General features: G+C 60.0%; 14 protein-coding genes. 13 read left to right on the top strand and 1 reads right to left on the bottom strand.

The genetic code is table 11. From position 1 onward, the window contains the following. Positions 1-32: 32 nt before the first annotated feature. The 4 genes from VB144_00070 (at position 33) to VB144_00055 (ending at position 5,550) form a co-directional block, all read left to right on the top strand. Entirely contained in the window at positions 33-902 is an 870-nt protein-coding gene (locus tag VB144_00070; GenBank protein MEA4882056.1) for a deoxyribonuclease IV, read from the top strand. Then, the gene (locus VB144_00065) at positions 899-3,490 is read left to right on the top strand and encodes a helicase C-terminal domain-containing protein (protein ID MEA4882055.1); all 2,592 of its coding nucleotides are present in this window, start codon (positions 899-901) and stop codon (positions 3,488-3,490) included. The genes VB144_00070 and VB144_00065 overlap by 4 nt, the downstream gene beginning before the upstream one ends. Before the next feature lie 132 nt (positions 3,491-3,622). Further along, the gene (locus VB144_00060) at positions 3,623-4,564 is read left to right on the top strand and encodes a polysaccharide deacetylase family protein (protein MEA4882054.1); all 942 of its coding nucleotides are present in this window, start codon (positions 3,623-3,625) and stop codon (positions 4,562-4,564) included. Next, the gene (locus VB144_00055) at positions 4,555-5,550 is read left to right on the top strand and encodes a polysaccharide deacetylase family protein (GenBank protein ID MEA4882053.1); all 996 of its coding nucleotides are present in this window, start codon (positions 4,555-4,557) and stop codon (positions 5,548-5,550) included. The genes VB144_00060 and VB144_00055 overlap by 10 nt, the downstream gene beginning before the upstream one ends. A gap of 29 nt (positions 5,551-5,579) precedes the next feature. Here the strand turns inward: VB144_00055 and VB144_00050 are convergent, their stop codons facing one another. Next, positions 5,580-6,923: a glycosyl hydrolase family 18 protein gene (locus tag VB144_00050; protein ID MEA4882052.1), complete on the bottom strand. Its 1,344-nt coding sequence runs from the start codon at positions 6,921-6,923 to the stop codon at positions 5,580-5,582. A gap of 288 nt (positions 6,924-7,211) precedes the next feature. On the opposite strand from VB144_00050, the gene dut reads away from it, so the two are divergent. From dut to VB144_00005, 9 genes are all read left to right on the top strand, one after another. Beyond that, positions 7,212-7,634 (top strand): dUTP diphosphatase, encoded by a 423-nt coding sequence (gene dut, locus VB144_00045; protein MEA4882051.1) that lies wholly within the window; start codon positions 7,212-7,214, stop codon positions 7,632-7,634. Further along, positions 7,591-7,857 carry an aspartyl-phosphate phosphatase Spo0E family protein gene (locus VB144_00040; GenBank protein MEA4882050.1) on the top strand — a complete coding sequence of 89 codons (267 nt, stop codon included), beginning with the start codon at positions 7,591-7,593 and terminating at the stop codon, positions 7,855-7,857. Before dut ends, VB144_00040 begins: the two co-directional genes overlap by 44 nt. 64 nt (positions 7,858-7,921) lie before the next feature. Beyond that, positions 7,922-8,425 (top strand): hypothetical protein, encoded by a 504-nt coding sequence (locus VB144_00035; GenBank protein MEA4882049.1) that lies wholly within the window; start codon positions 7,922-7,924, stop codon positions 8,423-8,425. 127 nt (positions 8,426-8,552) lie between these two features. After that, entirely contained in the window at positions 8,553-9,344 is a 792-nt protein-coding gene (gene dapB, locus VB144_00030; protein ID MEA4882048.1) for a 4-hydroxy-tetrahydrodipicolinate reductase, read from the top strand. A gap of 160 nt (positions 9,345-9,504) precedes the next feature. Then, on the top strand, positions 9,505-10,131 hold the full coding sequence (locus tag VB144_00025; GenBank protein MEA4882047.1) for a dipicolinate synthase subunit B: 627 nt from the start codon (positions 9,505-9,507) through the stop codon (positions 10,129-10,131). Between the two features lie 41 nt (positions 10,132-10,172). Further along, entirely contained in the window at positions 10,173-11,198 is a 1,026-nt protein-coding gene (locus tag VB144_00020) for an aspartate-semialdehyde dehydrogenase (protein ID MEA4882046.1), read from the top strand. Next, positions 11,195-12,424 carry an aspartate kinase gene (gene dapG / locus VB144_00015; GenBank protein ID MEA4882045.1) on the top strand — a complete coding sequence of 410 codons (1,230 nt, stop codon included), beginning with the start codon at positions 11,195-11,197 and terminating at the stop codon, positions 12,422-12,424. The genes VB144_00020 and dapG overlap by 4 nt, the downstream gene beginning before the upstream one ends. Positions 12,425-12,474: 50 nt before the next feature. Continuing rightward, positions 12,475-13,374, top strand: a complete 900-nt coding sequence (dapA, locus tag VB144_00010) for a 4-hydroxy-tetrahydrodipicolinate synthase (protein MEA4882044.1) — start codon at positions 12,475-12,477, stop codon at positions 13,372-13,374. 224 nt (positions 13,375-13,598) lie between these two features. Further along, on the top strand, positions 13,599-15,176 hold a 1,578-nt coding region (locus VB144_00005), incomplete at its 3' end, for a ribonuclease J (GenBank protein MEA4882043.1).

Below are 15,176 nucleotides of genomic sequence, written 5' to 3'. Positions count from 1 at the left end.
TCCACACCCCAGGGAAGGAAGGGATGCAGCACATGCCGCGCTTCGGTATTCATCTTTCCATATCTGACGGCTTCGAAAGCACAGCTCGGAGGGCAGTGGAACTCGGGTGTGACGCTGTTCAGATGTTCAGCAGAAGCCCTCGCACACTGAGAAGCAAGCCCATCCTGGAGGAGGACGGCCTTGCCTTCCGCGATGCGGTTGGAGCGGCACGACTCGCCCCCATCGTCATCCACACGAACTACCTCATCAACGTTGCTTCACCCGAGGACGAGACCTACGAGCGCTCAGTGGCGGCTCTTGCCCAGGAGCTTTCCCGCGCCGACATCCTTGGCGCACAGTACGTAGTGATGCACCCCGGGCACCACATGGGAGCAGGGCCGGCAGCGTCGGGAGAGCGAGTGGCTCGCGCGATCGACCGGGCCTACCTGGAGACCAGCGCATCTGTGCGGCTGTGTCTTGAGAATATGTCGGGCAGCGGCACAGAGGTTGGCTCATCTTTCACAGAGCTTGCACACATAGTCGAACTGGCGGATGCACGTGGTTCCATCGACATGTGCTTCGACACCTGCCACGCATTTGGGGCAGGCTACGACGTCACATCGACCGCAGGAATCGACGCCTTGCTTGATGAGCTCGATAGAGCAGTGGGCATTGAGCGACTGGTCGTGATACATGCCAACGATTCCAAGGGAGCTCTGGGTTCGCACAGAGACCGCCACGAACACATCGGGGAAGGCTTCATCGGCTTTGCCGGATTTCGCAACCTCATAGTGCATCCGTCACTTCACGATCTGCCGTTTATTCTCGAAACTCCAGTGGATTCACCAGCAGATCAAGAGCGTGACCTCGCTGCGATCAGGTCATGTGCCGAACCTCACACAGATGAGGAGGAGCAAGATTGAAAGCCGAGCCTGTTGGGGCCGTGGCCAACTACATTACCTCCGATGCTGTGGAAAAGCTGCGCCGCGCCATTGAGGAGGCGGGCGGCGCTGAGGTGTTCGCCGTTGGGCGATGTGATCGGGATTTCGTCGTGGTGGAGATCTCGATCCTCGCCGTGGGGAACATGAATGCAGCTCCGGTGGTAGATCCTACCCTGATCCGAGGGCAGGTGGTCATGCACAATCACCCATCTGGCAAGCTTATGCCATCAGACGCCGACATTTCCGTGGCTGCCGCCCTAGGCGCCAGAGGGATCGGATTCTGGATAGTGGACAATGCTGTCGACCGAATTCGTCCAGTCACCGATCCGCTCGCAAATGAGTCGGGATCGATCATTATCGATCCCGCGGATATCCGGCACATCTTCTCATCAAGCGGGCCTTTGGCTGCCAAGTTCGATGGCTATGAAGCGAGAGCCGGACAGGCGGAGATGTCCCTGTCAGTGTCCCAGGCCTTCTCCGACGCCGCGTATCTGGTGGTGGAAGCGGGCACCGGCACTGGAAAATCCCTCGCCTATCTGGTTCCCGCCTTCCTCTGGGCCAAGCGGAATGAGATCCGCGTGGTGATCTCCACCAACACCATCAACCTGCAGGAGCAGCTGATCTACAAGGATATCCCAGGCCTATCTCTGGCCCTAGGAGAACCGATCCATGCCATGCTGGTGAAGGGTAGGGGCAACTACCTCTGCATGCGCAAGTTTGTTCGTCTGAATGCCGAATCCGAGCCTATGCTCGAACCGGAGCAGCGAGACGAGTTCGCTCGGATTGCTTCCTGGGCGCGGAACACGGAGACCGGCGACCGCTCCGACATGGATTTCGCTCCAGAGGCGGAGGTGTGGGAACTCGTGAGCTGCGAGGCGGACATGTGCCCTCACAGCCGATGCCAGTTCTTTTCTGAGTGCTTCCTCTACAAGGCCCGAAGCGGGATGGAGAAAGCAGAGATCCTGGTGGTTAACCACCACATCCTCTTCGCTGACTGCTCCATCAGGGGAGATAGTGGCGGTGATGCACAGCGTGGCCTGCTGCCTCCGTACCGCGCAGTGGTTGTCGATGAAGCCCACAATGCTGCGGCTGTGGCATCGGAGTATTTCGGACGCATGGCGTCCCGACTGAGCCTAGTCCGGCTTCTAAACGCCGTGTACCGCAAGGAGCGATCCCGCTCCTCCACGTCCCTCGACTTCGGTGCATTGGTGGGCCTCCGCGGACATCTGCTTGGGTCGTGGGGTCCGTGGGCGGATCAAGCCAACCAGGCCATGGCGAGGGTCTGTGCCGACATACTGGACTCAGAGGCGATGCCGGCGGCGATCCGCACTCGTGAGGCCAGCGAGATGTTTTTCGAAATCGCCAGGCAGATGCTGTCCCGTGTCCCCGGCGAGGGCGCCGATAGGATCCTTCGCGTCACTGATGCGGTCAGGGAGTCCGATGAATGGGATCGAACGCTCTGGCCTGCGCACGAGCGATTGGTCTCCTCCCTCAAGGAGCTGGCCGAGATCCTGGCCAGGCTGGTGAAGGAGCTCGGCGCCGATGACGCTGACGAAGGCGCCGAAGCCGACCAGGGAGATGACGAGTACTCGGAGAGGCTGGAGCTGTCGGCATATGCCGGCCGCATTCGAGAGTACGCCGCTTCCCTGGAATTTGCCATGTCTTCTGCATCCCCTGAATATGTCTACTGGATCGATTGCTCTGGCACTGGGCTCCGGTCGAATGTCCGGGTCGTGGCGGCGCCGATAGAGGGTGGACGGGAGATCGCAAACCACCTCCTCGCCGGGCAGGAATCGGTGGTGTTCACATCTGCCACCCTGGCGGTTGGGCAGAGCTTCGAGTACATCAGGCATGATCTGGGCCTGGACTGCGCCGAGTCTGGCCGCGTCCGGGAGATGGTCGTACCGTCGCCGTTCGATTTCGAGAAACAGGTGCTGCTGGGCGTAGCGAATGACCTGCCAGCTCCTGACAGCGCCAACTGGGAGGAACCGCTGGCGAAAGCGGTGTCCCATGTGCTCGATGCATCGGATGGCCGGGCTTTCGTCCTGTTCACTTCGTACAGGCTGCTTGATCGCATATCCCGTGGGATGGAGCAGTTCTTCCGGGACCGTGGAATACGCCTGTTGCGGCAGGGTGAAAAGCAGAGGCACGCCCTTCTCACCGAGTTCCGCGATGATACCCGGTCAGTGCTGTTCGGAACCGACTCCTTCTGGGAGGGTGTAGATGTGCCCGGTGAGGCACTCTCATGTGTCGTAATTCCGAGGCTTCCGTTCGCGGTGCCAACTCATCCTGTGATCGAGGCCAGAATCGAGCGCATTCGGGCAAACGGCGGCGATGCATTCAGGGAGTTCACGCTGCCTTCCGCAGTCTTAAGGTTCAAACAGGGTTTCGGCCGCCTCATCAGAAACTCGACTGATCGAGGGGCGGTGATAGTGCTCGATTCCCGGACTTCTCAGCGATTCTACGGGCGTCACTTCATCTCCGCACTTCCCAAGTGCGAAATGGTGGTCGGGTCAACAGACCTGGTATGCACGCGCCTGGCGGGATGGATTCCTCCGTCGCGCCAGTGAGCCGTCGCGCCAGTGAGCCGTCGCCCACAGCCGCTTCCATCTGAGAGCATTGCCCGCTGCCCTCTCATAGTCTATACCATCGGTTTCCGCCATATGTACTACGGGCAATCGAGCCACGAGGGGAGGATGTCCGTGGTATTCATATACGTTGTCAGTAAGCGAAAGATCCTTATCGCCGTTGGGATCGTGATTCTGGCGCTGGCGGCGATCCTGGCGATTGTGAGTGAAACAGCGGCGAGCGTTGGCCGGTGCGTGATCGCCGCAGTTACAAGTGGGACCAGCGGCAGGCTCGTTCCCGTATACAAGGTGGCGCGAGAGGATAAGGCGGTTGCCATCACTGTGGACGCCACGTGGGGAGATGACAAGACCCTGGCTCTGCTCGACCTGTTCGACCGCCACAGAGTGCACGTGACCTTCTTTGTAGCTGGAAACTGGATCCAATCATTTCCCGACAAGGTGAAGGCGATTGCTGAGCGCGGGCACGAGGTCGGAAACCATTCCTGGACTCACCCCCATATGAGCGCGTTGCCCCCGGAGAAGATCAGAGAGGAGGTGGAGAGGACTCAAAAGGCCATCGCTCTGCTGACTGGGGTGCGTCCCAAACTGTTCCGGCCGCCGTTCGGCGACTACAGCAACCCGGTGATCGCTCTGGCGGAGGAGTGCGGATGCAGGACCATTCAGTGGAGTGTGGACTCACTTGACTGGAAGGACATAGGGGCTGCCCAGATACGCCACAGAGTAATGTCGAAAGTCCACCCAGGCGCAGTGGTGCTCTTCCACAATGCCGGCAAGCATACCGTGGAGGCGTTGGAGCTAATCCTCGGAGACCTCAAGGCCGGTGGATACACCGTGATTCCAGTATCCGAACTCCTGCTTGCTGGTGAGACCTACGTTGACCGCAACACAGGTGAGCAGAGGCCGGTGAGGAGTGGGGCGCCGCCTGTGCCAGGCGCACCAGAGCGCGATTCTACTCCTGTTCCTGCCCCTGCGCCGAGCAAGCCGGGGACGTTGCCGCCCCGCCGGTCGGGGCTGCCGAGAGCGACGGAGGGAGGGATGGGGAGTTGGTGTTCATAACAATCAGGCGCCGGACCGTGGTTCTCATCTCTACTGGGATCGTCCTTGCCATCCTCGGGGTGTGCCTTGCTCTTTGGATGCCTCGCTTCAGGAGGTTCGCTCACGGGGCCAGGTCCGGAGTGACTGTCCAAGGGGTGCAGGTGGGAGGGCTCTTCGGAAGCGAAGTGCGGGATGTGGTCCTGGCCACGGCCGCGCGGGTGGAAAGGCAGCCCGTGGAGGCCATGTATCACAGTGAGACCGGAGACATCATTCCTGAAGAACCGGGGATCTCAGTGGACGTGGATAGGACAGTGCAGATTGTCATGGAGGCGAAGCGAGGCGAAGAGGTGAGCCTGCTCACGCGCCTCGTTCAGCCTTCAGTGACCGCGCAGATGCTCAAAGCGGTGTACGGGGTGCAGACGAATGAACCAGCCGTGGCCCTTGCGTTCAATGTGGCGTGGGGTGAGGAGTGCCTTCCGGGAATACTGGACTCCCTGGCCTCCGCAGGCGCCAAGTCTACGTTCTTCCTGACTGGCACGTGGGTGAGGAAGTTCCCAGAGCTCACGCAGAGGATAGCAGCAGAAGGGCACGAACTGGCGAACCACGGATACGAGCATCCACATCCCGAGCTGCTGTCGGATTCGGAGCTTGCGGCGCTGATCACGAAGAACGAGGATCTCATCAGGGAGCTGACTGGAGTAAGAACCGTTCTCTTCGCCCCGCCCTACGGAGAGGTGAACCAGAAGATCGTGGCAGCTGCGGCGAGGCTTGGCTATACCACGGTGATGTGGACAGTCGACACCATCGACTGGCAGCGGCCCGAGCCCACACTGATCCTGGAGAGGTCGCAGCGAAGGCTGGCTGGCGGGAACATCATACTCGTTCATCCTACCGAGCCCACCGCCCGGGCCCTCCCTGCCGTCCTCGCTACACTATCGGACAAGGGATACCGGGCGGTTACGGTCTCAGAGTTGCTGCCAATGGGCAAGCCGATGGATAGCAGGTGACCGCGGGAGCGGGTTTTTCGCTATGTGGTCTATCTGATCAGCTCGGTCTTGATAAGTTTCCAGTATTCTGTGTCCTCTTGGCCCAGTCTCCAGATGGCGATTCCTCCGAGGTCGTACTTCTTCACGATATCCAGCTTGGCGCTGAGGCTATCCGCGCTTTCGAACCACACTTCCCGCGAGACGCCAGCCGACGTGTAGCGGAAGTAGGGGGTTTTCGCTTTGTTATCCCACAGCACTTTCTTGCCGTGTTTCGCCGCAGTCGAGATGGCCTTCGAGTAGGTCAGCGCCCTGGCCCGGTTGGTCGCGGTGTTCCAGTCATATCCGTAAGCGGCCACCCCGAGGAGGATCTTCCCCTTCGGAATCTGGGTGGTTGCGTATTTGACCACGCGTTCGACCCACGGAAGCGATGCAACTGGACCTGCCGGTGTTCCAGACGTGTGTTCATCGTACGTCATGATCATGAACTGGTCGACTGCCCTGCCCAGCTGGTAATAGTCGAAAGCCCCGATCCATGAAGACTTGGGGGAATCGCTATGCTTCGCAGGCGCAGACATGGTGACCTTGTACCCAAGCGGGGACAGACTCGCGTGAAGCTCCTGCATGAACTGGGTAAGCACTGCCCGATCTGACGGAGGAACGTTTTCGAAGTCGATGTTCACACCGTCGTAGTGGTGAGTCTTCAAAACGGTGAGGATGCCCTCCGCCGCTCGTTTCCTGGCTGCTTTGGAGTTTAGCATCGCTGAGATCTCCGAGCGGTTGAATGAATCCCCGCGGAGATTGTGAACCAAAGCAAGGTTCGTAAGGCCTCTGGAGGCTGCAAGTTCCTGTGCCTCTGCACTGTGTTGCCCATCGATGTTGCCAACATGGTCCACCGAAAAGGAGAATGGCGCGATGGCTGTGAGAGCGCCTGAGTAGGTGCGCACTACATTGTATGAAGACCTGTCGCCAGGATAGTCCACAGTGTAGTAACCGACGACGTCTCTGCCGCGTGAGGCGGATTCGCTGCCGCTCGGGTCAGGACCGAGGGTAAGCAGGCGCCGCGCGATCCACCCATACCCTCCAGATGGAAGGCTCACCTGACACCATCCATTGACCTCGCTCAGAAGGTGCAGTGGGCTGTTTTTCGGCAGCGACGCGATCTTCGGGTAGTTGGTTCCAGGGCCTGAACGGACGTTGGCCGTGCCGGAGACGGCTGCGCTGCGGCCTGCCATGTCCTCGACTGCGTCGTTTCGTGCTTGGGGGGTGGATTGTGTTGTGTGGACGCCAGGCGGCGTGGGGACCTGGGAGCCCGTCTTACTAGTGTGAGTGCCTGCTAGAGAACTTGCTAGATACAGGAGCACGACGAGAGCTGTTGCGGTTGCGTTAGGCTGCACTTGGTTCCCTCCCCTCCATGGACGTCCGTGGTTTCCTGGTTCATATGCCGCAGCGCAGCTAGATGCAGATTTCGAGTCCTCACTCGCAAATCCTTCAAGCAAATAGGGGGCAGTATGGATTCGGTTTCCATAGTACGATGTATTTCGCAGTTCTCGCAGGAGTTGCGGCAAACAAGACGAATCACAGCCGAGGCGTCCTTCCGGCGCCGGAGCAAAGGAGGAGATCTCATGCATACGGAAGAGCCTGCCCAGAGCGGCGGATCCGCAGGCCGCCTGGCTGTGAAGGTTATGCGCTGTGCAGGGAAGCCCCGTGCCGAGCTGCCCTGCTACATGACGGAGTCGGCTTCTGGGCTCGATCTTCGGGCCTGCCTTGATGGGGAAGTCAGCATCGCCCCAGGCGCCCGTGGTCTTGTTCCCACTGGCTGGCGCATAGCGCTGCCTCCAGGGTATGAAGGACAGGTCCGCCCGAGGAGCGGACTCGCGGCGAAGCGCGGCGTGACAGTTCTCAATTCGCCGGGGACCATAGATTCCGACTACCGCGGGGAGATCGCGGTGGTTCTCATAAATCTGGGCGAGGAGGAGTTCTTTGTCCGACACGGCGACCGCATCGCTCAGTTGGTGATAGCGCCTGTGACAAGAGCGGAACTCTCCGAGGCGGAGTCGCTTGATGAGACTGCACGCGGAGATGGCGGATTCGGGCACACCGGCTGATCGCCGAAGGAAGGTGCGAAAACCCACCATGGATGAGGCAATCGAGGAGCGACTTGACTTGCTCCGACAGGATATCGAGGCTCTTCGCGCTGAACTCCACGACATTGTGATCAAGGAGGGGACGGCATGTGCGTCTGGCAGAGCGTACGCTGTCTCTGGCCAGCTTGACAAGCTCATTGTCCAGTTCCTCAGGGTGAAGGAGAGAATCCCAACTCGGGAATGAACTCACACCTCCTGGAGACACTAGTCACAGGGTTCAAGTGTTTCCGTTTCAAGGAGGTTGAGTGATGTCCAGGGTAATCGGCACTTTCTCATCTCGCAATAACGCTGAATCCTGCATCAGGCGGTTGCGCGATTCCGGGCTCGCGCAGGACAGGATATCCGTGGTTGCCAAAGGTGAAAGCGGAGGCGGAGGCGGAGGCGGAAAAGAGGGCCAGCAGGGTGGCGGCGCTACGATGTCCAATGCAGGTGCTGCAATGGGCGGAACAGCCACCGGCGGGGTCCTCGGAGGAGTGACAGGCCTTCTGGCTGGTCTTGGCGCGCTGGCTATTCCGGGGCTCGGGCCAATAGTGGCGGCAGGGCCGCTCGCTGCGACCCTCACTGGAGCGGTAGGCGGAGGGCTCGTCGGTGGGCTGGTTGACATGGGGATCCCGGCCGAGCGAGGGAAGTACTACGAGGGCAAGGTGCGTGAAGGGCAGATACTTGCGGTGGTCGACACATCAGGCGATAAGGTGGATCTTGCTGCGAAGACAATGCGGGATTTCGGCGCGTCCGATGTGGAGACTCACTAGGCAAGGGCTAACACAGTAGCCAGGAAGCGCGTCCGGGCCGGTCGCGACGTGTGTGTTAAGCACATGCCGTCGACCGGCCCTTCTGCCCGTGTTATCATATAGGATAACGGAAGGGGGCGTCTGGCCCATGGGGTCCAACCCAAGAGTACTGGTAACTGGCGCCGCTGGGCGAATGGGACGAGAGGTAGTTCGCGCAGTGGTCAGAGCAGAAGGCATGGAACTGGCAGGCGCGGTAGACCGTTCCCTCGTGAAGCAGGATGCAGGGGTCGTCGCTGGAGTCGGCCCACTCGGGGTCGAGATTCGGGATGATCTCGACGGCGCACTTCGGGACTGCCGTCCTGACGTAATGGTCGATTTCACCATTGCGCGGGCAGCACAGGAGAACACTATGACTGCCATCGCGAATCACGTGAGGTTCGTGGTAGGCACCTCGGGTCTGGGGCCAGAGGCGATCAGCGATCTGATGAATGAGGCAACGAAGGAACGTGTCGCGGGTGCAATCGTGCCGAACTTCGCCCTCGGGGCGGTCCTGATGATGCGCTTCGCGAGGGCAGCCGCCAAGTACATGCCTGCATGCGAGATAATCGAACTGCACCATGACGGGAAGGTGGATTTCCCCTCTGGCACCTCTGTGGCCACCGCGCATGAGGTGGCTTCCGGTCGAGGCGACGCAGTTGGCGCCCGGGCGCGAGATAGTGCCGTGCGTGGGGTGGAAGTTGAGGGAGTGCCAATCCATTCAGTGCGGTTGCCCGGGCTTGTAGCTCATCAGGAAGTGATATTCGGCGGACCCGGGCAGGTCCTTACCATCAGGCACGACTCCATGGGGCGTGATTCGTTCATGCCCGGGGTCCTGCTAGCCATCAGGCGAGTGATGCTCTCGGATATGGTCGTGCTTGGGCTTGACTCGCTGATGGATTAGGCCCTATAAAGAAGAGGTCGACGCGCTCGCGCCTCATCAGCAGGCGCTGGCCGTCGGCGGACATACACACCGGCGTGTCTCCAGCCATATACTGCGAACGGCGGCAGCGGATCAGTGCCTGCCGCACGCTGTAGTGGGTGACCACTGGAGGTGTCGCCGGATGACCCTCGAAGGCAAATGCATCGGGATCGCACTCACAGGCTCGCACTGCACCATCCCTGAGGTCCTTCCGGAGATTGAGAGCCTGGTGGCTGAGGGCGCGTCGGTAGTCCCGATCATGTCGGAGTCGGTTGCGCGCACCGACACCCGGTTCGGACGTGCGCAGGATATTCGGGACAGGATCGAGAAACTCACCGGAAACCGCACAATAGAGACTATAGCCCAGGCTGAGCCGATCGGGCCCAAGCGACTTCTCGACTGCCTCGTGATTGCTCCATGCACTGGCAACACCCTGGCTAAACTGGCTCTGGCCATCACGGACTCTCCGGTCCTGATGGCGGCGAAGGCGCACCTGCGTAACGGAAGGCCCCTGGTGATTGGAGTATCCACCAATGACGGGCTCTCGGGGTGCGCACGCCACATAGGAACGCTGCTTGCTCGGAGAAACGTGTTCTTCATACCATACGGGCAGGATGATCCCGTTGGGAAACCCACATCTCTTGTGGCGCGGATGAACGAGATGGAGAAGACCATCGAGGAGGCGCTCTCCGGCAGGCAGGCTCAGCCGATGCTGATCGAAAAATGGCGTGATGCCCGTGTCGGGCAGCAGGAATCCTGTGACCGATAGCAAAGTAAACTTGTTTATACACACCGCGGGAGTTGATATATATGCTCAATGTTGCAGTCGTCGGGGCAACAGGTGCAGTGGGACGAGAGATGATCTCGGCCATATTCGAGCTAGGCCTGCCAGTCTCGACCATGACTCTGATGTCGTCGGCGCGTTCTTCAGGAACTGTCGTGTCCACGCCCTTGGGCGACCTTACCGTGGCAGAGGCCGCGCCCGAGCTGTTTCGCGGCGTCGATGTGGCCTTCTTCTCGGCGGGAGCATCGGTGAGCCGAGAACTCGCGCCTGAGGCCGTTAGGCGCGGAGCCCTGGTAATCGACAATTCCAGTGCGTTTCGGATGGATCCCACTGTCCCACTCATAATCCCAGAGGTCAACATGGATGCCGCCAAGTCCCACATTGGAATCATCGCCAACCCGAACTGCACAACCATCATCACCGTCACGGCAGTCGGCCCGATACACCGGCGCTGGGGAATCGGCAGGATGATAGTCTCCACATACCAGGCAGTATCCGGGGCGGGCCACTGGGGCATGGAGGCGCTTCGGCAGGAGACAGAATCGGTCCTGGCGGGAGAGGACCCAAAGCCGTCGGTCATGCCTTACCGAACAGCGCCTGTGCATCACCAGATTGCCTTCAATGTCGTGCCCCAAGTGGATGTATTCCTCGAGGACGGGTACACCAAGGAGGAGCACAAGACGGTTGATGAGACAAGGAAAATCCTGGGCGACGAGTCTTTGAAGATAAGCGCCACCACGGTGAGGGTTCCGGTGTTCCGGTCGCATTCTGTGTCGGCGAACGTACAGACAAAGGAACACGCCCCGATTGACCAGGTCAGGCAGGTTCTTCAGTCAGCCCCAGGTGTAGTGCTGGTGGATGACCCTGCCAACTTCAGCTACCCCATGCCGATCCATGCCTCTGGCGCCGACCCAGTCGAAGTGGGCAGGCTTCGGGAAGACCCGTCTGCCCCGAACGCGATCTGGCTCTGGATAGTAGGGGATCAGCTCAGGAAGGGCGCAGCATCGAATGCCGTCCAGATCGCCCTTGCCCTGTATGGGAAGCAGAGGTGACGGCCTTGAGCATCATCGTTCAGAAGTTCGGCGGCACATCTGTGGCTAATCCGGATGCGTGCGCCAGGGTCGTATCGAGGATACTGGAGGCCCGGTCTGGAGGCCATGATGTTGTTGCCGTCGTGTCGGCGATGGGGCGCAAGCCTGCGCCCTATTCCACGGATTCCCTGATCGAACTGGCCGAGCGGGGAGGGGCCAACATGTCTCCCCGGGAGCAGGATGCGATCATAGCCTGCGGCGAGATCATCTCCTCAGTCGTGCTCGTGTCGGCGCTAGCGGCGGCCGGGTGTCCGGCCGTCTCACTCACCGGCGGGCAGGCGGGAATCATCACAGACGATGCCTTTGGCGACGCCCGAATCCGGAAGATCGACCCGAAGCGCATCCTTGAGGCGTTGGCCCAGGGCAAGGTGGCCGTGGTAGCGGGTTTCCAGGGCGCCACCGAATCCGGGGACATTACCACTCTAGGCCGTGGAGGGAGCGACACTACGGCCGCAGCGCTAGGCGCGGTGCTCGAGGCAGATGTGATAGAGATATTCACCGATGTAGAGGGGATAATGACCGCTGATCCCAGGATCGTGCCTGAGGCGAGGTACCAGGAGACGATGGCATATGCTGATCTACTGGAGATGGCTAACCTTGGCGCAAAGGTAGTCCATCAGCGTGCCGTGGAGATCGCGATGCAGTCCCGAATCCCCTTGCTCATAAGGAGCACTTTCTCAGATGCCCGTGGGACCCTCGTGACCGACGGGGCGAGCAAACCGGGCCTTCCGGTGTCTGTTCCGGATAGATTCATCTCAGGCGTGACATGCCTCGGAGGCATGGCTCAGGTTACCCTGGCTGAAGCCGACTTCAACTCCACCGGCAGGGTTCTCGACGTGTTCACTACACTTGCTGATGAATGCATCTCTGTCGACATGATCAGCGTCTTCCCTGAGAGGATTGCTTTCATCGTAGCAGCCAAACAGGCCGATCATGCCATTGGGGCGCTCAGAGGCATAGGCCTTGCCGCGCAAGCGAACCTTGGGTGCGCTAAGGTGTCGGTGGTGGGAGCGGGCATGCGAGGGGTTCCCGGCGTCATGTCGAAGGTAGTACGTGCTCTTCACAACACAGGTGTCCGGATCCTGCAGACTTCCGACTCGCACCACTCCATCTCATGCCTCGTGCCTGAGGCCGATATGGAGCGGGCGGCAAGGGCCTTGCACGCAGAGTTCGAGCTCTCGAGATGAGCGCCAATTTGGGAATTCCTGCGGATTCCTGTACATCGGGAGGTATTGCCTTGAGGAAGAACGGCAGATTTGCGCGGGTTTTCACCGCGATGGTGACACCATTCGCGCCTGACATGTCGGTTGACCTAGATGTGGCCCGCGCCCTCGCGAAGCGGCTTGTGGAAACCGGATCCGATGGGATCGTCGTGGCGGGTTCAACCGGCGAGGCAGCAACCCTCACTCACCAGGAGAAACTGGACCTATTCCGAGCGGTGGTTGATGAGGTTGGCGGAAAGGCCTTGGTGATTGCGGGAACTGGCACAAATGACACGAGGGTCACGATTGAGCTTACTGCAGAGGCGGAGGCCATAGGCGTGGATGGTGCGATGATTGTGGCGCCATACTACAACAAGCCTCCACAGGCCGGGCTGTACAGGCATTTCTCTCAGGTGGCAAAGGCCACGAAGCTCCCGCTGATGGTGTACAATGTGCCAGGCAGGACTGCGTCCAACATCTCTGCCGACACCATGATCGCGCTCGCACGTGATTTCGCGAACATCGTGGCTCTCAAAGAGGCCTCCGGGAATCTTGAACAGGTGGCTGAGATACGGGAGAAGACCCCCAAGGGGTTCGCAGTGTACAGCGGCGACGACAACATGACCATTCCAATCATGTCCATCGGCGGAGAGGGCGTCGTGAGCGTCGCGTCGCATGTGGCTGGGATGGAGATCCAGGATATGATTGCCTCGTTCATCGCAGGCAATGTGATGCGTGCTGCAGAGCTTCACAGGAGGCTGCTGCCGCTCTTCCGGGTCATCTTCGTCACGAGCAACCCGATCCCGATAAAAGCGGCGCTCAAGCTGATTGGCTGCGATGTTGGCGGGCTCAGGTCTCCTCTGGTGGAGGCTGCCGATGGGGAACGTGCTCAGGTCAGGTCGGTTCTGGAATCGCTGTCACTATTGGGGGCGTAGCCCAGCGGCGGAAGGCTCCGCAGTGGGTCGACGGGGGAGACAGCCGGGTTATCGGATGCTCGGTCTGCATCGCAAGGGCTTTGGTCCTTGTAAGGTACAGGCCTGTACGTGTATAATCTGAAACGTTGGCGAGCTAAACGAAACTGCATTGAACAATAGCCGCGTCCCTCTGGGGAGCGGGTATTGAAACCGCGTAAGCGGAGTATGAAACGAGTAATTGCGAGGTGCGAATCGACACAGTGGCAAACGCCGGAGCAACACCCGTTCGGCTGATCCCTCTGGGTGGAATTGGCGAGATCGGCAAGAACATGATGGTTCTTGAGTATGGCCAGGACATAGTCGTGATCGACTGCGGATTGATGTTCCCAGATGAGGACATGTTTGGAGTCGACCTTGTCATACCCGATGTCACCTATCTGGAGGAGAACAAGGACCGCGTACGGGCGATTCTATTGACACACGGACACGAAGATCATATAGGCGCGCTTCCATACGTACTGAAGCGCCTTAACGAGGTGCCAGTGTATGGCACCAGGCTGACTCTTGCCCTAGTTGACCTGAAGCTCAAGGAGCACGGGCTGAAGCTCAACTCCAGAGCGCACGTGGTTGAGGCAGGCGACCGGGTGCAGGTTGGATCCATCGGAGTGGAGTTCATCCACGTGAGCCACTCCATCGCTGACTGCGTGGCCCTTGCCCTCGAGACGCCAGCAGGGGTCGTCATTCACACTGGTGACTTCAAGATCGACCAGACACCTGTGGACGGTCGGGTGATGAACCTTCGACGCTTTGCAGAGCTTGGAGAGCGCGGAGTGCTTGCGATGCTCGCCGATTCCACCAACGCCGACAGGCCTGGGTACACTCTATCCGAACGGGTAGTGGGTCGGCTTTTCGGAGACGCCTTCCGCGACGCAAAGGCCAGGATATTCGTTACGACCTTCGCATCCCACATCGAGCGGATCCAGCAGGTCCTCGATGCCGCCACAGAGGTTGGCCGCCGCGTCGCCATCGTGGGCCGCAGCATGGAGAACAACGTGAGGATCGCTCGCGAGCTGGGCTATTTGCACGTGGAGCCCGGAACGCTGGTCGAGGTGGAAGCCCTCGACTCTGTACCTGCGTCAAAGACGGTGGTCATAACTACCGGGAGCCAGGGCGAGCCCATGTCCGCTCTCACTCGCATGGCCATGTCGGATCACAGGAAGATATCTATCGTTCCTGGGGACACGGTGATCATCTCAGCGAGCACTGTGCCTGGAAACGAGCGGATGATCGGGAGCACCATCAACCGCCTGTTCAAGCAGGGCGCCGAGGTGATATACGAGGCATTCTCGGGGTTCCACGTATCAGGGCACGCGAGCCAGGAAGAGCTTAAGCTCATGATAAACCTGGTCAGGCCCAAGTACTTTGTCCCGATCCATGGCGAGTACCGCCACCTTGTGAAGCACGCCCGGATCGCGCAGGAGTTGGGGATCCCAAGATCCAGCATAATGATCCCGGAAATTGGCGACGTGATGCAGTTCACCGATGGCTCGGCCGAGCTCGCCGGGCGCGTTGCCGCGGGGCATGTGCTCGTGGATGGGCTGTCAGTGGGAGCTGTGGGGAATGTGGTGCTCCGTGACAGGAGACTCCTTGCAGAAGACGGAATCCTCATGGCAGTCGTTGCCGTGGATCGCGGCAGGGGCATGGTAGTCGGCGGACCAGAGATAGTCTCTCGAGGTTTCGTGTACGTAAAGGGTTCGGAGGAGTTCATCGAGGAGATCCGATCGGTCGCGTCGGAAGTTGTCGAGCGATTCGAGGGAGAGGGG

This window comes from Clostridia bacterium, assembly GCA_034926675.1.
In the GTDB taxonomy this organism is placed as follows: Bacteria; Bacillota; DTU025; order DTU025; family DTU025; genus JAYFQW01.
The sequence above is the reverse complement of the archived record's forward strand: the minus strand, read 5'-3'. Positions and strand labels throughout refer to the sequence as shown.